The sequence below is a fragment of the Pseudomonas grandcourensis genome (assembly GCF_039909015.1).
Taxonomy (GTDB): domain Bacteria; phylum Pseudomonadota; class Gammaproteobacteria; order Pseudomonadales; family Pseudomonadaceae; genus Aquipseudomonas; species Aquipseudomonas grandcourensis.
The window spans coordinates 2,441,182-2,462,670 of the sequence record NZ_CP150919.1; the positions used below are offsets into that span (position 1 = coordinate 2,441,182).

The window sequence follows — 21,489 nt, forward strand, 5'->3', positions numbered from 1 at the left end:
AACCCATGACCGACCCCCGTCGCGTGCTGTTCGTCTGCGCCAGAAACGATGTCCGCTCACCCATGGCCGAGGCCCTGCTGCGCCATATCGATCCTGCCGACTTCCAGGCCTTCAGCGCCGGGCTTGAGGCCTACGAGATCGACCCGCGCACGTTCGAATCCCTCGATCACATCGGTGTCGATGCCAGCGGCTTGCGCAGCAAGTCCCTCGAAGATTTCGAAGGCCAGGCATTCGACTACGTCATCACCCTGTGCGACAAGTCCTCCGAAGAGGCCTCACGCATGCCGTTTACCGGTGAAGTGATGGTCTGGAGCTTCGAAGACCCGACCATCAGCGAAAGACACGACCCTTTCCGCCATACCCTCCAGGAAATCGGCGACCGCATCAAAATGTTCGTCACCGTGAAAACCCGCCCTGTGCCCCAGGCGCCGTCAGTCAGCGATTCCAATACCTCCCGAACCTAATCCAAATAGTAAGCCAGTGCGCAGAACCCCTGTGGGAGCGAGCTTGCTCGCGATGAGGGAGTGTCAGTCGACATCAAAGGTGCCTGACAGACCGTTATCGCGAGCAGGCTCGCTCCTACATTGGGCGGTGCCCACCTGACCGTTTTGGATATCCTCAGCCGTCATGTTCCAATAGCGAGCATTCGCAGACTGGAAACGCAACATGAAGAAAATCGCCGCCCTGACCCTCGCCCTGGCGCTCACCGCTGGCCTGTTCAGCACTCCCACCCTGGCTGCGGGCGATGTCCAGGCCGGGGAGAAAGTGTTCAAGCGCCTCTGCAGCGGCTGCCATCAGATCGGCGAATCGGCTCGCGCTTTCTTCGGCCCGCAGCTCAATGGCGTGATCGGCCGCCACTCCGCGATCACCACAGACTATGTGTATTCCGACGCGATGAAATCCGCCAACCTGGTCTGGGACCGCGAAACCCTGATCGCCTACCTCGAAGCGCCGAAGAAAGTCGTGCCCGGCACCCGCATGATTTTCTGGGGCCTCAGTGACCCGGAAAAAATCGAAGACCTGCTGGCTTACCTGCAAACCTTCCCGGCGCAATGATCACGCCGTGGTCTGCTGCTCGGTCGCCAGATTGTCGACCAGCCACTGGGTGAAGGCCCGCGCCATCGCGATGTTCTCGCTGTCACGGTGAGTCAGCAGCGCCCAGTTCGGGCCGCGGATGGTTTGCTCCACCATCGGCTGCAACAGCCCGGTGACCCGCGCCTGCCGACTCAGCAACTGGCTCACCAGCGCAATGCCCAGCCCGGTGCAGGCCGCGTCCAGCAGCAACCCCGGATCGGAAAAATTCAGTCCCTGATCCATCTGCCCCACATCAATGCCGGACTCCACCGCCCAGTGGCTCCAGTCCATTTCCCGCTCGCCATGCAGGGTGGTGCGCTGCTCCACGGGCACTGCCAGCAGGCTCGGATGGCACGCCGGGTAGAGGCGGTCGGCGTGCAGCACCTTGAAGCTGCATTCGGCCTGGGAGCTGATGTCGTCACGCACCGCCAGGTCGATGGTCTGGCTGGCCATGTCCGGCACTTCATCGGTGCTGAAAATCCACAGATCGACCTGCGGATGCTGGCGACGGAAATCTCCCAGACGCGGCAACAACCAGTGCCGGGCGAACGCCGGAGTGGTGTTGAGTACCAGTTGATTGGGTTTCTGGTATTGCCCCAACCGGCGAATGCCCACCGCCAGTTGCTGCAACAATGCCTGGGTGGTGCTCAGCAGATCGTGACCGGCATCGGTCAGGCTGACGCTGCGCCCGCTGCGATGGAACAGAGGTTGTTCCAGGTAGGCCTCAAGGCTGCGGATCTGCTGGCTGATCGCCGATTGGGTGAGGTGCAACTCGTCGGCGGCCTTGTGAAAACTGCCCAGCCGGGCGGCGGCTTCGAAGCCGCGCAGGGTGCTCAGGGGCGGCCAGTGTTTGAGCATATCGATAAGTTCCTCTAATCAGTTGTCGGCAAAATCCATCGTTTGTTTGCCTGTTTTTCCAGACGTAGCATGCATGCAAAGACCGCCAAGGCTGTTTTCATTGAACACAATGACTTAACTCAGAGGTGCTTGTCATGCAGCAGAACGAAATTCAAAACAGCGGTTGGACGATGCCGGCCGAGTGGGTCACCCACGCCGCCACCTGGATGGTCTGGCCGCACAACAAGACCCTGTGGGAATCAGGCTGGCGGGTGACGCTGCCACAGGTTCAAGAAGACTTCGCCCGGGTGGCCAACGCCATCGCCCGTTTTGAGCCGGTGAAACTGGTGGTCGATCCGTCAGCCGTCGCCAGAGCCAAAGCCTTGTGCGGGCCGAATATCGAGTTGATCGAACTGGCGGTCAACGACAGCTGGTGCCGCGACTCCGGCCCGAGTTTCGTCTGCCATCCGCAGCAAGGCCTGGCCGGTGTGAGCTGGCGCTTCAATGCGTGGGGCGGCAAGTCGGCCCACGATCTGGATGAAAGCCTGGCCCGTCGTGCGCTGAACCATTTGGGGCTGGAGTGTTTCGGCACGGCGCTGAGTAACGAAGGCGGCGCGATTCATGTGGACGGCGAGGGCACGCTGATCACCACCGAATCGGTGTTGCTCAACCCCAATCGCAACCCGGGCGTGAGCAAGGCCGAGATCGAAGAGATCTTCACCCGTCTGCTGGGCGTGAAGAAAACCATCTGGCTGCCGGGCGATCCGGACTACGTGACCGGCGACATGACCGACGGCCACGTCGACGGCGTGTGCGCCTTTGCCCGCCCCGGCGTGTTGCTGGTGGACGCCACCCACGACCAGAGCTCGGTGTACGCCGCAGTCGCACGGGAAAACCGTCGCGCCCTTGAACTGGCCACCGATGCCCAGGGCCGCAAGTTCGAACTGATCGAACTCTATGAAGCCACCGACGCGGTAGATACCGAGGCCGAAGTGTTCTGCGCCTCCTACACCAACTTCTACATCGCCAACGGTGCGATCATCATGCCGGCCTATGGCATCGATGCCGACAAGGTCGCGGCCGAAGTGCTGGCGCAGGCATTCCCCGGACGCGAAGTGGTGCCGGTGCGGATCAACCATCTGGCCCATGGCGGCGGCGGTGTGCATTGCATCACCCAGCAACAGCCGGCCTGGCCGGTGCGGGGTTGATGCCATGACACTGTTGACCATCGCCACCACCCAGATGCCTTGCACCTGGGACCTGAAACACAACCTCGACCAGGCCGAGCAACTGGTCCGCGAGGCCGCGGCCAAGGGCGCGCAGGTCATCCTGTTGCAGGAGCTGTTCGCCACGCCGTACTTCTGCATCGAGCAACACCACAAACACCTGGCACTGGCCGAGGAATATCGCGACAGCCACGTGCTCCAGCGCTTTGCCGCATTGGCCAAAGAGTTGGGCGTGGTGCTGCCGCTCAGCTGGTACGAGAAAGCCGGCAACGCCTACTTCAACTCACTGAGCGTGGCCGACGCCGACGGGCGTCTGTTGGGTGTGTATCGTAAGACCCACATCCCCAACGCCATCGGCTATCAGGAGAAGGAATACTTCAGCCCCGGCGACAGCGGTTTTCGGGTCTGGGACACCGCGTTCGGGCGCATCGGCCTGGGCATCTGCTGGGACCAGTGGTTCCCGGAAACCGCGCGCTGCCTGGCGTTGATGGGCGCCGAAGTGCTGCTGTTCCCGACCGCCATCGGCTCCGAACCGGGTTGCGCCACTCTCGATTCCCGGGATCACTGGCAGATGACCATGCGCGGCCACGCCGCCGCCAACCTGCTGCCCGTAGTGGCAGCCAACCGTGTCGGCCGGGAAGCGGCGACCACCGACCCGACCTTGCAAATGAACTTCTACGGCTCGTCGTTCATCTGCAACCACAAGGGTAAATTGCTCGCCGAAGCCGACCGTGACAGCACCGGGGTGCTGGTCCACAGCCTGGACCTGGCGGCCATGCGCGAAGACCGCCTGACCTGGGGCATCTACCGCGACCGCCGTCCGGAAATGTACGGCGCCTTGTTGACCCAGGACGGTCGTCAGATCCACTCACACTGGGCAACCCAAGGGGTGTGACATGAACACGATCAACAAGCTGTGCCTGGCCATGGGGTTGGCGCTGACCTGTGCGATACCTGCGCTGCACGCCGAGGAGAAAACCCTGCGGCTGTACAACTGGGCCGATTATTTTGCCGAGGACACCCTGAGCAAGTTCACCGCCGAAACCGGGATCAAGGTGATCTACGATGTCATGGACGGCAGTGAAACCCTGGAAGCCAAGATGCTCGCTGGCGGCAGCGGCTATGACCTGATCTTCCCCGGTGACACCGTGGCCGAACGCTTGATGCGCGCCGGCAGCCTGCAACCGCTGGATCAATCCAAAATCACCGCCCTGAGCGACGTCGAGCCCGGCTTGCAAAAGCTGCGCTCGCACTATGAGCATTCGAGCCAGGCCACGGTCCCGTACACCTGGGGCACCATCGGCCTGACCTACAACGCCGAGCAGATCGCCCAGCGTGCGCCGGACGCGCCGGTCAATAGCCTGGACATGCTGTTCAAGCCAGAACTGGCAGCGAAATTCGCCGACTGCGGCATCTCGATGATCGACTCGCCGGACGAAGTGTTGGCGGTGGTGCTCAACTACCTCGGCCGCGATCCGCGCAGCGCCAAGCCTGCGGATCTGGCGGCGGCGAGTGAGGTGCTGATGAAGGCGCGGCCATACATCCGCAAGTTCCAGTCGCAACCGGTGACCGACCTGGTCAACGGCAACCTGTGCATGTCCCTGGGCTACAGCGGCGACATGACCCAGGCGCAACGCGCGTCGGACAGCGCCGGCAAGAAAACCACTTTCCACTACCGCATTCCCCGTGAAGGCACCACGGTGTGGATGGACACCATGGCCATTCCCGTCGACGCCCGGCACCCGGAATACGCCTACGCGTTCATCAACTTCGTGATGCGCCCGCAGAACATGGCGGCCATCAGCAACTTTACCGGTTACCCGACCTCCAACGCCAAGGCTCGCCCGGATGTCGATGCCGCGATGCGCAACAACCCGGACATCTACCTCGATGACGCCACCTACGCGCGGCTGATTCCCGGCAAGGACATTCCCCAGGCCGACATGCGGGCACGCATGCGCACCTGGACCAAGTTCAAGACCGCTACAGTCAAATGATCACTGGCCGGCCGAAGGGCCGGCCAAACCTCGATTTCAGGAAAACACATGCCGACACGTCGAACATTCATCAAGCAGGTATCGGTCGCCGCCGGGCTGGGCGCGGTGGCGTCCATGGGATTGGGCTTTGCTTGCCTGCCGGTGCGAGCGGCCGGTAACGGCAATTGGTACATGCCCGATGAAGGGGACAAACACCAGCGGGCTTTCATCGCCTTCGGCGCCCAGGCCGCGATCTGGGAAGACTTCACGCCCCACGTGCAAGACGCCCTTGGCCGGATCGCCCGCAGCATTGCCGAATACGAGCCGGTCACCGTGTTCTGTCGCCAGGGCGAACGGCGCCTGGCCGAAGCCAAATGCGGCAGCCATAACACCACCTTCGTGATCACAGAGCTGGATGACATCTGGATGCGCGACATCGGCGCGAATTTTGTCGTCGATGGCGACGGCAACCTCGGCGCCGTGGACTTCAACTTCAACGGCTGGGGCAACAAACAGCAGCATGCGGACGACGCGCAACTGGCCGCCCTGGTCGCCGAAAACGCCAAGGCGGATTACCTGCGCAGCGAACTGGTGGGCGAGGGCGGTGGCATCGAAGTGGACGGCCACGGCACCGGGATCATGACCGAAAGCAGCTGGATCAACCGCAATCGCAATCCCGACTGGAGCAAAGCCGACGTCGAGGCAGAACTGAAAGAGCGCCTGGGGCTGCGCAAAATCATCTGGCTGCCGGGCATCAAGGGCAAGGACATCACCGACGCCCATGTCGACTTCTATGCGCGCTTCGTCAGGCCCGGCGTGGTCATCGCCAACCTCGACAACGACCCCGAGTCCTACGACTACAAGGTCACTCGCGCCCATCTGCAGATCCTGGAAAACGCCACGGATGCCGATGGCCGCAAGTTGCAGGTGCATACCGTGTCGCCACCGCTCAACCCGCGCAGCAGCCAGTTCAGCAAAGACAATAAGGACTTCGCCGCCGGCTACATCAACTACTTCGTGATCAATGGCGCGATCATCGCGCCGGAGTTCGGCGATGAAGAAGCCGATGCCAAAGCCTTCGACCTGCTGTCCGAACTCTACCCGCAGCGCAAGGTGGTGCAACTCGACATCGACGCGATCTCCGCCGGTGGTGGCGGGATTCACTGCGTGACCAGTCATCAGCCGATGGTGTGAAGTTTTCAGGCTTTACACAAAACCTGTAGGAGCGAGCCTGCTCGCGATGGCGGTGGGTCAGTGAACAACATATTGACTGACACTCCGCCATCGCGAGCAGGCTCACTCCTACAGGGATTTTGGTGAATCAGATAAGTCAGGCCTTGCTGGCCTTCAGATAAGCCCCGAGGCGTCGCCCCATCTCCTCACCCAACGCCTGCAAGCCACTCAACGGCCGCACCATCACTTCAAACTCGACAATCTTGCCCTGTTCGTTGAAGCGAATCATGTCGATGCCCTTCAGCTCTTTCCCGTCGACCCTGGCGCTGAATTCGAGAATCACGTTCAAGCCATCCGCCGTCGCCAGCTCGCGGTGATAGGCAAAGTCCTCGAACACGTTCATGACCGTGTTGAGGATCATCGACACCACCGGCGCCCCCGGATACGGCGTGTGCGCCATCGGCGAGCGGAACACCGCCTGCGGATCGAGCAGTTCGGGCAAGCCGCTCAAGTCGCGGTTGCCGATCATCCCGTGCCACTGCTTCAGGGACGTTGCGACGTTGTGGTTCAGGTTCAGCTCGGACATCTTCAACTCCTGTTTTTTATTGTTGTGCTGCGAAAGCGTTGGTCGATGACCCTGGCGGCATCGTCGGCCCATTGGCGGTAGAGCAGCGGCCCCGGATGAAAACCATCGCTGGCCATCAGGCCCGGTTCGGGTGCCAGCGGGGTAGTCAGCATCGTACATTGATCCAGGCGTGCGGCCAGATCCGCCAAATGTGCATTGAAACGCCGCGCCCTGAACCCCAGGAACCAGCGCAAGGGTTGCGGCAGCGCGGGGAACATATGCATTGGCGGAAGCGGCGACACGACAATCTGCCTCACCGCAAACTTGTCGCACAATAGCGCCATCAAACGCCGTTGCCGAGCGAGCCACTGATCCAGGGTGAGTGAGCTGGTGACATCGTTGACGCCAATCGACAACAGCGCCACATCGAACGGCTCGGGGGCGTGCTGTTCGAGCAGCTCCAGCAACCCTTGCGAGTCCAGCCCCGTGCGCGCCCAGAGTTTCCACGACACCCGGTAATCATCGGCCAGGCGCTCCACCAGCCGACCGCTGAGGGCTTCACTTTGAGTCGCCGCACCCACACCCGCAGCGGCGCTGTCGCCGACAATCAACAACCGCAGAACGTCGCCGCTGCCGACTTTGCCCTGGCGTTCACCCTCGGCCTCCGGCAACCTGGGCGTCACGCGTCGCGTATACAGACCCTGCGCCAGCAACACCGGGCCAAGGAAGATTTTAGCGAGGGTCTCAGTGTGACTCATGGGCCGGCGCCTGATTGAAGAGGGAAATTACCCTGCGAACTCATCATCGAAAATGCTCTCGATAGGCAGCGCAAATGCCCGGGCAATCTGAAACGCCAAGGGCAGGCTGGGATCATAGCGGCCATTTTCGATGGCATTGATGGTCTGCCGCGAAACATTCAACAACGCTGCCAGGTCGACCTGAGACCACTTGCGTTCGGCACGCAGTTCCTTGAGACGGTTTTTCATTGATAGCGTCGCTTGGCAAGTCTGAGCCCGATCATCCACATCAGGCCCATCACCGGCCACACACAGACCCAGGACACGTGCGGGAAACCGACATTCTCCAGAAAACCGTAGGTGAAGGTCAGCAATGCCGAAGCGGCAAAGGCAAAACCGAGAGCTTCGTACTGAATACGCAAATGCATTTCGTCCAGCGTGCGCATATTGCGCACCACCGCCCAACACATCAGCCCCGCAGGAATCACAGGCAACAGCGTGATGATGATCTTCAGCGCCATTGCCATTTCTTGCCGGTCTTTAAGCAAGATAATCGACACCAGCAACAGCACGGTGTACAGCGTAATCGCGACGCCCATTTCGATGTAGTAGCGCTTCATTGCATCCTCCTGATGTAAAAGTCCCTTTACATACTCGCCGGAGATTTCGCGAATGTAAAGGGTGTTTTACATTGATGAGGCCGGCCCATGAAAATCTATGGTCGCCCCCATTTTTGCAATACTGATTAACGGGTGGTGTGGTTGGCTTGCTTAAATCTATCCGGCGTCTGTTTGGGGCATGCCCCAGCGCCACGATGAGAATCGCGCCTGACGATCCTAAAAAGCCCATCGGCTTCTAAAGCCGATTTTTATGCCAGGATCTTCGCCAGGCCGGTAGGCCGTTCACGTCATCTGTTGTTCAGCTATCGCAAAACCTGAAGGGTGAGTCGTGGTACTGCAACAACCTCAGGGTCAGGCGTTCAAGGCGTCTGGCCCTGCTTCATATTGCGTATGGTGAGTCGCGATCGCCCAGGCGATACGCGCCAGTTTGTTAGCGAGGGCACAGGCCACGACATTCGAATGTCGTCGACTGAGCAAGGCTCGTACCCAGTCAGCCAAGGCCCCTTTCTGGTGCTCCAGCCTCTGCATATAGACCCTGGAGCATTGCACCAACAGTTGTCGCAGGTGCTTGTCACCCCGCTTGCTGATCCCCAGCAAATTTGCCTTACCGCCTGTGCTGTACTGCCTGGGCACCAGTCCCACTGAGGCGGCAAAATCGCGACTGCGCCGGTACTGCTTGGCATCGCCCATTTCCACAGCCAGCAGGCTGGCGGTGATCGGGCCGACACATGGCATGCTCAGTAAGCGACTACCCAGATCATCGTCGGCCAGTTGGCTCGCCAGCTCTTTATCCAGCGCCCTGATTTGCTCATCCAGGTAAACGAAGTGATCGTGCAGACGTTGCAGCAACACCGTCAAACGAATGGGCAATTCGTGCTCGGCCAAGACATTTGTCAAACGCTTCATGATTGCCAGGCCTCTGGGCAGGCTGACGCCAAATTCCAGTAGAAAACCGTGCATCTGATTAGCCGTTTTTGTGCGGTCATGCACCAACGATTCGCGCATCCGATGCAGAACAGACAGGGTTTGCTGGGACTCGGTTTTAGGCGTCACAAAGCGCATAGATGGACGGGAAGCCGCTTCACAGATCGCTTCAGCATCAACGAAATCATTTTTGTTGCCCTTGACGAAGGGCTTAACGAACTGCGGGGAAATCAGCTTGGCCGTGTGTCCCATTGCCGCTAGCTGACGAGCAACAAAATGCGCCCCCGCACAGGCTTCCATCACCACGATACAACTCGGCACGTTGCCGAAAAGCTGCATCATCTGCGTCCGAGAGAGCTTCTTGCGAAACACCTCGTGGCCTGATTTATCCTGGCCGTGAAGGTGGAAATTATGTTTACCGAGATCGATACCGATCAGTGCTGACTGGATCATGATGATGGCCTCCGAAAACAAAACACCCTGCGAAAGCGTAGCCCTCGCAGGGTGTGGGGGTGACCATCTCATTAGCCCAGCTGATTGGGCCGGGCTCTTCGTTTGCATCACTTCACTGTCATCGACTCACAACACACAACTCGCCCGTTGCGCGAGGTAGGCACAGAATAGAGCGTACACAGGTTGGCGGTCAGCCGACTGTCTCCGGTTGCCGCGCAGGCGGAGCCTCTTGTGTACGCAACTGATGGCTCATGTCGTTGCAGTTACGCGACCAGTCCGTCAGCCATGGCGGCATCGACGGCGATTGCTCTGGCAAACCCAGTTCCAGCGCGAATTCACCGGGTGCCACCGTGCCTCTGCCCGCGCGGAACAGACCGCGCATCACCACCACGCCGACCACCCGGCCCTTGCTCACGAAACGGTGCTCCATAAAGGTCCACTTGTCGTCCCAGCCAAGCATGCGGGTATGTATTTCAAAGGCTTCGAACAGGCGCAACTCTCGGCGGAACTTGCCCCAGGTATCGCCGACAATCGGCACGGCCTTATGACGAAGCGCCACGCGAAAGGCGCCGCTGCGCAGTACGTAATCCATTCGCCCGATGTCTGCCAGCGTGAAATAGCGACCGTTGGTGACGTGCCGGTTGAGGTCCAGATCCAGCGGCCACACGCGCATGCACACAACGGTGGTCGCCGAGGCGTCCACGGGGTTGCGCCACGGGCGACGCAACAGCATAAGGAAAAGTCGAAACCAGAGATTCATAAGTGCGCCACCGTTGGGTTGATGGCTGCACTTTAGGCCATGGAAATCGGCTAAGGTAGGTGCGCAAATGACATTTTTCATGCGGAAAGTGCAATGGAGTCGCTATGCACATCACCTTGTTACTGGCCGATCAATGCTCCGCCGCCAGCGCAACCATGGCCCTGGAAGTGCTCAGTGCCGCCAACCTGTTCGCCGATAGCGACCCACCACCGTTCAGGGTGGTCAGCGCTTCGCTCGATGGCGCCGATGTGGCCGCCTGGGGCGGGCAGCGCTTGCATGTGAACCGTTCCACTCGCGAGATCCCGCGAACCGATCTGGTCCTGATCCCGGGATTCCTCTTCACCCTCAAGGACGCCTTACCGGCGTTTTGCGCCTATGGACCGTGGCTGCGTGAGCAGCACGCCCAAGGCGCAGTGGTGGCTTCCATGTGCACGGCGGCGTTCATGTTGGGTGAGGCCGGGCTATTGAACGGCACCCGTGCGACCACGCACTGGGCTTTTGCCGAGCTTTTCCGTCGCCGCTATACCGAAGCGTTGCTGGACGAAGGGCAAATCATTTGCGAGGACAATCGCGTGGTCACCAGTGGCGGCGCGAGTGCGGCCATGGACCTGTTGCTGCACCTGGTGCGTCGCTTTGCGTCACTGGAACTGGCGCAAAAGTGTGGCAAGTACCTGTTGGTCGACTCGGTGCGCAGCGAGCAGTCGGTGTATGTGATGTGGTCAATGCCCAAGAGCCATGGTGATGGCGACATCCTGCGGGTGCAAAACTGGCTGGAAGAACGCTTCGATCAGCCGTTGTTGATCGATGATGTGGCCCAACAATTCGGCTTCGGCGTGCGCAACTTCAAGCGACGTTTCAAGGACGCCACTGGCTACACGCCGATTACCTACCTGCAGACCTTGCGTCTGGAAAAGGCCAAACAGTTGCTTGAATCCACACGCATGACGCTGGACAGCATCACCTATGCCGTGGGCTACGAGGATGGCAACTCGTTTCGCAGGCTGTTTCAACAACGCGTCGGGCTACTGCCGGCGGCTTACCGCAAGCGGTTTCAAGCGGCGGCGAACTGAAGAAGAAAGAGCGTCCATGAAAGCCCGGCCGATTGGGCCGGGCTCTTCGTCTGGATCACTTCGCTGTCATCGACCTACAACGCACAGCTCTCCGGTCGCACGAATCATCGCCTGGCCATGCAGGTAATCCTTGATCAGCGCGGAGCGTTCGGTGGCCAGCCATTGCGGGCAGTTCGGGTCTTTGCGGTAGGGCAGGAACGCGGCGTACTGCGTGAGCAGCAGGTTTTGCAGGGTGTCGAGCTTGGGCCGGATGTCATTGTTGAGGTCCGGCCGTGGCGTGTCCGGTGCCTTGTGCGCTGCTTGCCATTGCGCGATTCGGCCGTATTGCACCAGTTTGCTGGCTTCGATCTGGGCGGCGATCAGGTCGGCGACATCGTCGGGGTCGAGCTGGCGCTGGGCCGCCTGCTTCCTGGCGTTGGCGATGACTTGTGCTTCCCGGGCGTTGTCCTGGACCGGTTTGCCGCTGTCCCACTTGGTCAGCGCCACCAGCTCGCTGATGTACAACCGCTCATTCATCGTCGCCAGCAAGGGTTGCAAGGCATCGGGCGCCGGGGGCGTCGTGCCGGCCTGGGCGCCGCCAGCGAACAAACCGAACAGGGCGCAGGCCAGCCAGTGCGGCAGGCGTGGGGAACGGGGCATGGGCAGAACCTCCTTGGACGCGAAAATCACTCCGGCCTGTTTATCACAAGTGCGGCCAGGGAACGACAGGTTGCGAAGGATTCAGGCCAGCAACCGTTCAATCTGCGCCAGCTCCCAGGTGCTGAGCAAACTCACCGGGTCAGTGCCGAAGCGTTGCCCGTTGTCGAACACATAGTCACGGCCATCGGGGCTTTGGCCGTGCAGGCAGTGACGCAAGTGGCCGGCGTCGACCTCCAGTGTCAGTTGCCAGCCGTCGATGTTGATCCGAACATGGCCAGACTCGCAGGCATCGTCGACTCGCTGGAAGGTGCAAATGCCCTGGGCGGCATCGCGCAGCGGCTGGTAAACCTCGCGGGCGGTGAGGGCGGGCACAGGAGTCTCCGGGGTGAAATCGGAGGCACAGGATAAATCATCGCCATACAAAAAAACCGACTGATAAGGCCCGGACTCTGTAGGAGCGAGCTTGCTTGCGATGGGCTCAAGAGCTCCGCGTTTAGCCAGTAAACACGCGTCATTGTTAACGACCATCGCGAGCAAGCTCGCTCCTACAGGTTACTCATTGCTCGCTCTATTTGCGGTTCAACGCCGCCTCCGCCGCGGCAATTTCAGCCTGGCGCTTGACGATCATGTCGCCCACCGGTGGCCCCTGGAAGCGCCGGGCTTCAAAGCCGAACCAGACGATGGCCGTCAGCACCAGGAAGCCGATGGTGATGTACAGCGCCCAATCGTTCGGTGGCTGGATGCCGATGACGAAAATGATGATCATCGACAGGATCGAGAGAATGGCGAACACCGAGTACCAGAAACGCCCCATGTTCCACGGGCCCATGGTCGGCCACTTCGACGTCCCGTAGGTAAACAGGCCGAGCACGATGGGGATGGCGAAGGAGAAGAACAGGAAGATCACCGTGCAGGACACCACGATCGTGTACACCGGCGTTGCCCCGACCGAGATCACCGACGAGCCCCAGTCGAACAGGACGGCAAGGGTGGCACCGGTCCAGATCGCCGCCACCGGGCTGCGAAAGGTCGGCGAGACCGAGGCCAGTGCCTTCGAGCAGGGCAGGCCGCCGTCCCGGGAGAACGCGAAGATCATCCGCGAAACCGAGGTGACCGTGGCCAGTCCGCAGAGTATCTGCGAGATGAAAATCGCCACGTAGAGCACCAGTTTCAAGGTCGGGTTTACCTGGGTGTTCATGGCCCAGAAAAACACGTTCCAGCCTTGCTTGGCCGCCTCGTCCATGTTCGGCAGCATCAGCACGAATGCGCTGAGCATCAGCCAGCCGAACAGCAACGACCAGACCACCGACATGACCATGCCGCGCGGCACCGACATGGCCGCGTTGCGGGTTTCCTCGGAGGTATGCGCCGAGGCGTCATAGCCGGTGATGGTGTAGATCGGCAACAGCAGGCCGAGCATGAAGACCCAGCCGTTGGAGACCTGCGGCCATACGCTGCCGCCAGCCTCGCCGGAATAGTTGCCGAAGGTCCACAACCGCGCGAATTCGTAGCTGGGTGCCGACATCAGGCAGACGATGGTCAGTGCCAGCGCCGTGGCGAAAATCAGGTAACCGGAAAAGTCGGTGAGTTTGGCGGTCAGGCCGATGCCCAAGTGGTTACACAAGGCCTGCAGGCCGGTGAGGATCGCCAGGAAAATCACCCGGACCGTGGTCGTGTCTTCCATGCCCAGTGCCGGTCCGAAGGCGCCGAAAAAGAAGTAATAGGTGCCGACGTTGATCGCGCCCAGCACCGTGACCAGCCCCAGCAGGTTGAACCACGCGGTCAGCCAGCCAGTGAAGCGGTTACCGAGAATCGAACCCCAGTGGTACAGGCCGCCAGCGGTGGGGTAGGCCGAGGAAATCTGCGCCATGGCCATGGCGAATACCCCGGAGATCAGGCAGCCGATCGGCCAGCCGATGCCGATGGATATCCCACCCGCGCCCGAGGTGCCCTGGGCCAGGGAGTTGATGCCACCCGAGAGGATGCAGATGATCGAAAAGGAAATGGCGAAGTTGGAGAAAACCCCCATTCGTCGTGAGAGTTGCTGGGCGTAGCCCATGCTGTGCAGCACCTTGACGTCATCGTCGTGCGTTTCGGTGCCCGGCTGGCTTGCTGGGTTCATGATGTGTGCCCCTTCAGGTGTTCATACGCAACCATCCGGCTGGCCGGATGGGCTGGCTTCAACCCCTTGTCGTACTGCTCCTGTCGCTATCGGATCACACCTGTCCATGCGCAGTGCCGGCCAGGCGACTGCTCTACAGGCGGCCGTGAAACGCCGCGTCGAAAATCTTTGCCACGCCGTCCCGGGTCAAGGGCAGCGGGTTGCCGCCAGCGGAAGGGTCGACAATCGCCATGTCGGCGATCAGGTCGGCCTGCCGGTCATCCACGCCCAGTTCAACCAGGGTATGGGGCACGCCGATGTCCTTGCGCAGCTTGAGGACGAAGGCCAGGAAACTGTCGAACCCCGGGGAGGGCAGGCGCAGGTACGCCGCCAGGCGGGTGATGCGCTCCTCGATGGCCGAGCGATTGAACTGCAGCACATAGGGCATGAAGGTGGCATTGGTCATGCCGTGATGGGTGTCGTACAGCGCACCCACCGGATGGGAGAGCGCATGCATCCCGCCTAGGCCTTTCTGGAATGCCGTGGCGCCCATCGCCGCCGCCGCGAGCATTTGTGCGCGCGCCTCAAGGTCCGACGGCGTGTGTACCGCCTTTACCAGTGAGTTGGCCACCAGGCGCATGCCTTCCACGGCAATGCCATCGGCCAGGGGGTGAAAGCCGGGGGCGCAGTACGCTTCCAGGCAATGGGATAACGCGTCCATGCCGGTGCCGGCGGTGATTTTCGCCGGCATGCCGACGGTGAGGGCCGGGTCGCTGATGACCACGCGCGGCATCATTTTCGGGTGGAAGATAATGCGCTTGGTGTGGGTGCGCTCGTCGATGATCACCGCCGCACGCCCGACTTCGGAGCCGGTTCCCGCCGTGGTCGGCACGGCAATGACCGGGGCGATGCGGCTGTCGTCGGCGCGGGTCCAGTAGTCGCCGATGTCTTCGAAGTCCCAGACCGGGCGGGTCTGGCCACTCATGAAGGCAATGAGCTTGCCCATGTCCAGGCCGCTGCCGCCGCCGAAAGCGATCACCCCATCGTGCTGGCCGGCACGCCAGGCGTCGAGCCCGCCGGCGAGGTTGGCTTCCACCGGGTTGGGCTTGAGATCACAAAACAGCGCCACCCCAAGACCGGCGGCGCGCAATGCGTCCAGTGCCGCCGTGGTGATCGGCGCGCGCGCCAGGCCGCTGTCGGTCACCAGCAGGGGGCGCTGGATGCCCTGGCTGCGACAGACCTCGGCCAGTTCGGCGATGCGCCCGACACCAAAGCGAACGCTCGTGGGGTAGTTCCAGTTTCCGGTCAGGTTCATGGTCTACACCTCGTGACGCAGATGAAAGGATTTGGCCCGGGTCAGGTGCTCGTAGCCCAGTGGCGACAGGGTAACGCCGCGCCCGCTGTTCTTCACGCCGGTCCAGGCCAGTGCCGGGTCCAGGTAATCGCAGCGGTTCATGAACACAGTGCCGGTGGCGATCTCGTTGCCCAGGCGTTCGGCCGCTGCGAGGTCTTGGGTCCAGATGGACGCGCTGAGCCCGAACTCACTGTCGTTCATCAAGGCGATGGCTTCTTCATCGCTGGCCACCGGCATGATGCCGACCACCGGGCCAAAGCTTTCGTCGCGCATGACCGACATTTGATGGTTCACGCCCACCAGCACCTGCGGCGCGAGGTAGGCGCTGCCCGGTACGTCGGCGGCAAATGCCTGCGGATCGATCAGCGCCGTCGCGCCCTGGGCCAGCGCTTCGGCGATCTGGCCGCGAACGAAGAATGCGGCGCCCGGTGTCACCAGCGGGCCGAGGGTGGTGGCTTCGTCCAGCGGGTTGCCCAGCACGTATTGGCGGGTCAATTCGGCGAAACGTTCGACAAACACCGGGTAGATTTTCTGGTCGACGTAGATGCGTTCCACGGCGCAGCAACTCTGTCCGGAATTGAAGAAACTGCCGTCCACCAGATTTTCCACCGCATGCTCAAGGTTCGCGTCTGCCCGGACATAGGCCGGGTCTTTTCCACCGAGCTCCAGGCCCATGCCGAGAAACTGTCCGCTGGCGGCGCTTTCCATGACTTTGCCAGCCTCCACGGAGCCGGTGAAGTTCACTTGCTGCACGCGCCCGCCAGCAATGATCGCCCCGGTCGACACATGGTCGAGCAGCAGGTTCTGGAACAGCCCCTCGGGCAGTTTTGCGCGACGCATGGCCTCGGCGAAACGCTCGCCCACCAGCAGGGTTTGCGATGCGTGCTTGAGGATCACGCTGTTGCCGGCCATCAACGCCGGGATGATCGTGTTCACCGCCGTGAGGTAGGGGTAGTTCCACGGGGCGACCACCAGCACCGTGCCCAGCGGCTCGCGTTTGATAAAGCGCCTGAAACCCGCCTTGGGCTCCGGCTCTATAGCGGCCAGGGCCTGCGGTGCGATAGCGATCATGTGCCGGGCGCGTTCGGCAAAACCGCGCAGTTCGCCGGCGCCGTACCGCACCGGGCGGCCCATTTGCCAGGCCAGCTCCGGCACGATATCCGCCTGCATCGACAGCATCGCGTCAACCGCAGCGCTGCAAAATGCCGCGCGTTCGCTCAGTGAGCGGCGTTGCCATGAGGCCTGTGCGCTGGCAGCCGCCGTCAGCGCCTGCTCGACCTGCGCCGCATCGGCAAGATCGCGTTCGACGTACACCCGGCCATCCACCGGGGAGATCAGTTGCACCTTCGCAGTCATGATGTTCTCAATAGCGCTCGAAGCCGCGCTGCAATTCCCAGTCGGTGATTCGCCGGTCGTACTCCTTCTGCTCCCACTCGGCGGTGTGCACGTAATGGTCGACGACCTCGTCGCCAAACGCCTCGCGCAACATGCTTGAGCTCTTGAGGGCGGCGCTTGCCTCGCGCAGGGTCTTGGACACTTCCGGCAAATGCTCGTCGAGGTAGGCGTCGCCTTCGAACGGCGGCGCAAGGTCGAGCTTCTCGTCGATACCCTTCAAACCTGCTGCGATCAATGCGGCGAAGGCCAGATAGGGGTTGAGGTCGGCACCGCCGATGCGGCATTCGATGCGGATGGACTTGCTGCCTTCGGCACACAGGCGAAAGCCGGCGGTGCGATTGTCGCGGCTCCAGACCGCCCGCGTCGGCGCAAAAGTGCCAGCCTGGAAGCGCTTGTAGGAGTTGATATAAGGTGCGAGAAAACAGGTGATGTCGTTGGCGTACTTGAGCTGCCCGGCGACCCAGGCCCGCATCAGTTTCGACATGCCGAACTCGGCTTTTGCGTCGAAGAACAGCGGCTTCTTGGCGTTCTTGTCCCACAGCGAATTATGGATGTGACTGCTGGAACCGGCAGCGTCGTAGCGCCACTTGGCCATGAAGGTGATCGCCTTGCCCTGCAACTGCGCGATCTCTTTGCAGGCGTGCTTGATGATGACGTGGTGGTCGGCCATGGTCATGGCGTCGGCGTAGCGGATGTTGATCTCTTCCTGCCCCGGGCCCCATTCACCCTTGGAGTTTTCCACGGGAATGCCCGAGGCCTGCAAGTGTTTGCGGATCGCCCGCAGCACCGGCTCTTCGCGGGTGGTCTGCAGGATGTTGTAGTCCTCGATGTAATGGCCGGCGGTTTTCGGTTTGTGATAGTTGCGCTTGTGGATCGCCTCGTAGGTCTCATCGAACAGATAGAACTCGAGTTCCGAGGCAAACATGCCGGTATAGCCGCGCTCGCGCAGGCGCTCGACCTGTTTTTTCAGAATCGCCCGCGGGCTGTGGGGCAGGTCCTGGCGATGGTGATGATCGAGCACGTCGCACAGCACCAGCGCCGTGCATTCAAGCCAGGGCACGCGCCGCAGGGTGGACATGTCGGGCTTGAGCACGAAATCGCCGTAGCCCTTGCTCCAACTGGCCGCGGCGTAACCCGGCACCGGCTCCATGTCGATGTCATCGGCCAGCAGATAGTTGCAGCAGTGGGTTTCTTCGTGGCCGCTGTCGATGAAAAACTCGACCTGGAAGCGCTTGCCGACCAGGCGTCCCTGCATGTCGACCATGCAGACCAGTACGGTATCGATTTCGCCGGCAGCCGCGGCGCGCTTGAGTGCATCAAAGCTGAGGAGGGGCTCTGTCATCACGGCAATCCTGCGTGAAAGGTTTGGGCCAGTCTGGGATAGCTGTTGCAGACGCTCTCCAGAAAAACCCAAAACCTGCAGAACCGAGCATCGTGAGCAACGAGTTGATCAAAGCTTAGCTTACCGTTGCAAAGTGCAAGTTTTGCCAGGTGTAAGTCGTGTTCAGCGACCCATCACTCAGGCAACCCCGCCAACCGCAGCCCATCGACGAAACGGGCGAAATCCTCAGGCCGTTGAATAGGCAGCCAGTCCTTGAGGGTGCACAGGCGCAAAGAGGGATCCAGCTCTCGCAGGCGTTGCATCGCCAAATTCGCTTTATCCATTCGACCGTCGAGCGCATGACTGGCCGCCACCAGCGCCGCCGCGATCAGCAGACTGGGCAGGTTGCCCAGTCCCTTTTCCGCCCAGTCCGCAGCGGCATCGAAGTGCCCGGCGAAGAAATGCGCGAGCGCCATCCCGACCTGCATCCTGAACATTTCCGGATCCAGCGGACTCAAGCGAACGGCATGGTTCAAATTCTCGATGGCGGCGTCTGTTTCGCCGTGCAGCGCCCGCAGGATACCGCCCAGAAACCAGGCAGGGGCGAGGTTGGGATTGAGCAGGCGCGCCCGGTCGAGCAGTGCAATGCCGGCGTCGACTTCGCCAGCGAGGTGAGCCAGCGCATGTCCGCCCCGGGTCAACGCAACGGCATCATCTCGGCCGAGGGTCACCGCCAGCCGCGCCAGCCGTATGCCCTCGGCGATTTCTGCTGGTCGATCGCTCATCCAGCCATTGAGCTTGCGCCAGAAGTGGCACCAGGCAGCCATGCCATAGGCCGAAGCGAATTCCCCATCGAGTTCGATGGCCTGGTAGAACATCGGCAGCGCCTGCTCGATGGCTTCCCGACTGCCGCTATGCAGTTTTGCCATGGCCCGCAGGTAGTAGTCGTAGGCGTCCAGGCTTTCCGTCGGCTTGCGTTTGGCGCGCTCGATTTCTGCCCGTTCCAGTTGCGGCGCAATCGCGCCGACGACGCTTTCGGTGATTTGGTCCTGCAGCTCGAAGATGTCGTCGAGCAGGCCTTCAAAGCGCTCTGCCCAGATGTGCGCTCCGCTCGTGGCGTCGATCAGTTGCCCGGTAATGCGCAGCCTGTTCCCGCACTTGCGCACGCTGCCTTCGAGCACGTAGCGAACGCCCAGCTCCTGGCCGACGCCCCGGGCGTCCACGGTCTGGCCCTTGTAGGTGAAGCTCGAGTTGCGCGCGATGACGAACAGCCAGCGGATACGCGACAGGGCGGCGATGATGTCCTCCACCACGCCATCGGCGAAATACTCCTGCTCCGGATCGCCGCTCAGGTTCTGGAAGGGCAGGACCGTGATCGAGGGTTTGTCCGGCAGGACGAGCGCAGGGGAGGGGATTGGCTTCGCGGTGGCGGCCGGGCGTTCATCGATATCGGGCTGTGGCGTTTCCCCGGTCATGTCGCCGTTGATCCGGCCAACGAAGCGGTAGCCCTTGCGGGCGACGGTGCGCACCAGCCGTTGTTCCTCTCCGGTATCGCCAATGGCCTTGCGCACCGCATTGATGTGGCTGGTGATCGTCGACTCCGAAACGATCCGGCCACTCCACACCGCCTGGAGCAATTCGTCCTTGCTGACGACACGGTCGGGATTGTTAACGAACAGCAGCAACAGGTCGAAGACCTGCGGTCCGACGGCCACGACCTGCCCGCGCAGGGTCAGCTCCCGGCGCTCCTGATCGAGCACGTAGTCTTCAAACGTGAATGGCAAGTCGAGCATCCCCTGGCGAAGCGCCCTCAACTCCGTGTCCCAGGCGGTTGGTAACTGAGGAGAATAATACGGCAGCCCGAAACCCGCTGCACCGTCTGCGGCAAGATTGGACGAACATCCATGGCCTTGGACATAAATCCAAGCACTCGCCAAGGCAAACCCAAGGCCGGCGCAAGGACTTGCCTCGTGCGTACCGGCACTCTATCTACACCGACGCAATGGTTGCAGTCGACAAGTGGAGAAAAGTCATGAAGATCGTCGTCATCGGAGGCTCCGGCCTCATCGGATCGAAACTTGTGAACACCCTGCGCGAGCGCGGCCATGACGCGCTCGCCGCCAGCCCCAGCACGGGCGTGAACAGCATCACCCGCGAAGGCCTGGCCGAAGCGATGGATGGTGCCGATGTGGTGGTCGACGTGGCGAACGCGCCGTCGTGGGAGGACCAGGCCGTTCTCGATTTCTTTGAAACGTCGAGCCGTAACCTGCTGGCCGCCGAAGCCGCTGCGGGGGTTGGTCATCATGTTGCCCTGTCGATTGTCGGCAGCGAACGGCTTCCCGATACCGGCTATTTCCGGGCCAAGGTCGCGCAGGAGGCCCTTATCAAGGCGTCCGGCATGCCTTACACCATTGTGCGTGCCACGCAGTTCTCCGAGTTTGCCGGCGGCATTGTCCAGTCGTTCGCCGTAGGCGATGAGATTCATGCTTCGCCGGCGCTGATCCAGCCGATTGCGTCCGACGACGTGGTCGCGGCGCTGGCCGATGTCGTGTTGGCGGCACCGGTCAATGGCACGGTTGAAGTCGGCGGCCCGGAGGTCATGCCGATCGACGAGCTGGCCAGGCGCTATCTGCGGGCGACCCAGGACAACCGCAAGGTCGTGCCGGACGTGCATGCGCGCTACTTCGGCGCCGTGCTCAACGATCAATCGCTGGTCACTGGCAAGAACGCACGCCTGGGGGCGATCCGCTTCGACGACTGGCTGGCCCGGTCGACTGCGCAGTAACGAATCGCACCCTCACATTTCCCTACCAATCCAGGAGAAATCCCATGGTTACCCGATTGCTGATGGCCGCTGTCTTCGCCGCGCTTTCGATCAGCGCCGCATCCGCTGCCGAGCCGCCCCACGGCAAGGTGACGGTGGTGTTCGACCGTCCCATTCCCAACATCCCTGGCAAGAGCATGAGGGGCGTGGTCGTCGAGTATGGGCCGGGTGCCGCGTCGCCGGCCCACACCCATCCGAAAACGGCCTTTATCTATGCAACGGTCCTGGAAGGCGCGTTTCGCATCCAGGTCAAAGGTCAGCCGGAAAAGATCTACAACGTTGGTGAAAACTTCGTAGAGGAGCCAGGTTCCGTGCACCTGGTCAGCGCCAACGCCAGCGACACCCAACCGGCACGCCTGTTGGCGGTGTTCGTCCTCGACACCGAGGAAAAGGTACTCGTCACACCGATCAAGCAGTGAGCCGATCAACGCGCTCATGAA

23 protein-coding genes are annotated in these 21,489 nt (G+C 61.6%); 9 read left to right on the plus strand and 14 right to left on the minus strand.

The window, feature by feature from the left end; all coding sequences use genetic code 11:
* Nucleotides 1-5: 5 nt before the first annotated feature.
* Nucleotides 6-464, plus strand: coding sequence for an arsenate reductase ArsC (locus tag AABM52_RS10930; RefSeq protein WP_347911757.1), 459 nt, complete (start codon nucleotides 6-8; stop codon nucleotides 462-464).
* Between the two features lie 202 nt (nucleotides 465-666).
* Nucleotides 667-1,056 carry a cytochrome c family protein gene (locus AABM52_RS10935; RefSeq protein ID WP_347911758.1) on the plus strand — a complete coding sequence of 130 codons (390 nt, stop codon included), beginning with the start codon at nucleotides 667-669 and terminating at the stop codon, nucleotides 1,054-1,056.
* Here the strand turns inward: AABM52_RS10935 and AABM52_RS10940 are convergent, their stop codons facing one another.
* Complete coding sequence (locus tag AABM52_RS10940; RefSeq protein ID WP_347911759.1) at nucleotides 1,057-1,932, minus strand: LysR family transcriptional regulator; 876 nt, start codon at nucleotides 1,930-1,932, stop codon at nucleotides 1,057-1,059. It abuts the gene before it with no gap.
* A 134-nt stretch (nucleotides 1,933-2,066) separates the two neighbouring features.
* Here AABM52_RS10940 and AABM52_RS10945 point away from each other — a divergent pair, with 134 nt between their 5' ends.
* From AABM52_RS10945 to AABM52_RS10960, 4 genes are read left to right on the plus strand one after another with little or no spacing between them, the layout of a single operon-like run.
* Entirely contained in the window at nucleotides 2,067-3,119 is a 1,053-nt protein-coding gene (locus tag AABM52_RS10945) for an agmatine deiminase family protein (RefSeq protein WP_347911760.1), read from the plus strand.
* Between the two features lie 4 nt (nucleotides 3,120-3,123).
* Nucleotides 3,124-4,032, plus strand: a complete 909-nt coding sequence (gene aguB / locus AABM52_RS10950; protein ID WP_347911761.1) for an N-carbamoylputrescine amidase — start codon at nucleotides 3,124-3,126, stop codon at nucleotides 4,030-4,032.
* A 1-nt stretch (nucleotide 4,033) separates the two neighbouring features.
* Nucleotides 4,034-5,134, plus strand: coding sequence for an extracellular solute-binding protein (locus AABM52_RS10955; RefSeq protein WP_347911762.1), 1,101 nt, complete (start codon nucleotides 4,034-4,036; stop codon nucleotides 5,132-5,134).
* Nucleotides 5,135-5,182: 48 nt separating this feature from the next.
* Nucleotides 5,183-6,307, plus strand: coding sequence for an agmatine deiminase family protein (locus AABM52_RS10960; RefSeq protein ID WP_347911763.1), 1,125 nt, complete (start codon nucleotides 5,183-5,185; stop codon nucleotides 6,305-6,307).
* Between the two features lie 136 nt (nucleotides 6,308-6,443).
* Here AABM52_RS10960 and AABM52_RS10965 read toward each other — a convergent pair whose 3' ends face one another.
* The 6 genes from AABM52_RS10965 to AABM52_RS10990 form a co-directional block, all read right to left on the minus strand.
* The gene (locus AABM52_RS10965) at nucleotides 6,444-6,872 is read right to left on the minus strand and encodes a nuclear transport factor 2 family protein (RefSeq protein WP_347911764.1); all 429 of its coding nucleotides are present in this window, start codon (nucleotides 6,870-6,872) and stop codon (nucleotides 6,444-6,446) included.
* 2 nt (nucleotides 6,873-6,874) lie between these two features.
* Nucleotides 6,875-7,609, minus strand: a complete 735-nt coding sequence (locus AABM52_RS10970; protein ID WP_347911765.1) for an SGNH/GDSL hydrolase family protein — start codon at nucleotides 7,607-7,609, stop codon at nucleotides 6,875-6,877.
* A gap of 27 nt (nucleotides 7,610-7,636) precedes the next feature.
* Complete coding sequence (locus tag AABM52_RS10975) at nucleotides 7,637-7,837, minus strand: helix-turn-helix transcriptional regulator (protein WP_007988375.1); 201 nt, start codon at nucleotides 7,835-7,837, stop codon at nucleotides 7,637-7,639.
* Nucleotides 7,834-8,208, minus strand: a complete 375-nt coding sequence (locus AABM52_RS10980; RefSeq protein ID WP_347911766.1) for a hypothetical protein — start codon at nucleotides 8,206-8,208, stop codon at nucleotides 7,834-7,836. The genes AABM52_RS10975 and AABM52_RS10980 overlap by 4 nt, the downstream gene beginning before the upstream one ends.
* Before the next feature lie 351 nt (nucleotides 8,209-8,559).
* Nucleotides 8,560-9,585 (minus strand): IS110 family transposase, encoded by a 1,026-nt coding sequence (locus AABM52_RS10985; RefSeq protein WP_347906638.1) that lies wholly within the window; start codon nucleotides 9,583-9,585, stop codon nucleotides 8,560-8,562.
* A 190-nt stretch (nucleotides 9,586-9,775) separates the two neighbouring features.
* A complete protein-coding gene (locus tag AABM52_RS10990; protein WP_347911767.1) occupies nucleotides 9,776-10,345 on the minus strand; it encodes a thioesterase family protein in 570 nt (189 codons plus the stop codon).
* A gap of 104 nt (nucleotides 10,346-10,449) precedes the next feature.
* Between AABM52_RS10990 and AABM52_RS10995 the strand changes: the two genes are divergently transcribed.
* Nucleotides 10,450-11,415, plus strand: a complete 966-nt coding sequence (locus tag AABM52_RS10995) for a helix-turn-helix domain-containing protein (protein WP_347911768.1) — start codon at nucleotides 10,450-10,452, stop codon at nucleotides 11,413-11,415.
* Between the two features lie 66 nt (nucleotides 11,416-11,481).
* Here the strand turns inward: AABM52_RS10995 and AABM52_RS11000 are convergent, their stop codons facing one another.
* From AABM52_RS11000 to AABM52_RS11030, 7 genes are all read right to left on the minus strand, one after another.
* Nucleotides 11,482-12,054 (minus strand): chorismate mutase, encoded by a 573-nt coding sequence (locus tag AABM52_RS11000; protein WP_347911769.1) that lies wholly within the window; start codon nucleotides 12,052-12,054, stop codon nucleotides 11,482-11,484.
* 81 nt (nucleotides 12,055-12,135) lie between these two features.
* Complete coding sequence (locus AABM52_RS11005) at nucleotides 12,136-12,426, minus strand: hypothetical protein (protein ID WP_347911770.1); 291 nt, start codon at nucleotides 12,424-12,426, stop codon at nucleotides 12,136-12,138.
* Nucleotides 12,427-12,622: 196 nt separating this feature from the next.
* A complete protein-coding gene (locus tag AABM52_RS11010) occupies nucleotides 12,623-14,176 on the minus strand; it encodes an amino acid permease (protein WP_347911772.1) in 1,554 nt (517 codons plus the stop codon).
* Nucleotides 14,177-14,309: 133 nt separating this feature from the next.
* Nucleotides 14,310-15,470, minus strand: coding sequence for an iron-containing alcohol dehydrogenase (locus AABM52_RS11015; RefSeq protein ID WP_223454068.1), 1,161 nt, complete (start codon nucleotides 15,468-15,470; stop codon nucleotides 14,310-14,312).
* A gap of 3 nt (nucleotides 15,471-15,473) precedes the next feature.
* Nucleotides 15,474-16,865, minus strand: a complete 1,392-nt coding sequence (locus tag AABM52_RS11020; protein ID WP_347911773.1) for an aldehyde dehydrogenase family protein — start codon at nucleotides 16,863-16,865, stop codon at nucleotides 15,474-15,476.
* 7 nt (nucleotides 16,866-16,872) lie between these two features.
* Nucleotides 16,873-18,246, minus strand: a complete 1,374-nt coding sequence (locus tag AABM52_RS11025; protein WP_347911775.1) for a glutamine synthetase family protein — start codon at nucleotides 18,244-18,246, stop codon at nucleotides 16,873-16,875.
* A gap of 173 nt (nucleotides 18,247-18,419) precedes the next feature.
* Nucleotides 18,420-20,009 (minus strand): winged helix-turn-helix domain-containing protein, encoded by a 1,590-nt coding sequence (locus AABM52_RS11030; RefSeq protein ID WP_347911776.1) that lies wholly within the window; start codon nucleotides 20,007-20,009, stop codon nucleotides 18,420-18,422.
* A 248-nt stretch (nucleotides 20,010-20,257) separates the two neighbouring features.
* On the opposite strand from AABM52_RS11030, the gene AABM52_RS11035 reads away from it, so the two are divergent.
* Together AABM52_RS11035 and AABM52_RS11040 are read left to right on the plus strand one after the other, a co-directional pair.
* Nucleotides 20,258-21,010 (plus strand): SDR family oxidoreductase, encoded by a 753-nt coding sequence (locus AABM52_RS11035; protein WP_347911777.1) that lies wholly within the window; start codon nucleotides 20,258-20,260, stop codon nucleotides 21,008-21,010.
* A gap of 44 nt (nucleotides 21,011-21,054) precedes the next feature.
* Entirely contained in the window at nucleotides 21,055-21,468 is a 414-nt protein-coding gene (locus AABM52_RS11040) for a cupin domain-containing protein (protein WP_218430537.1), read from the plus strand.
* Nucleotides 21,469-21,489: the final 21 nt, after the last annotated feature.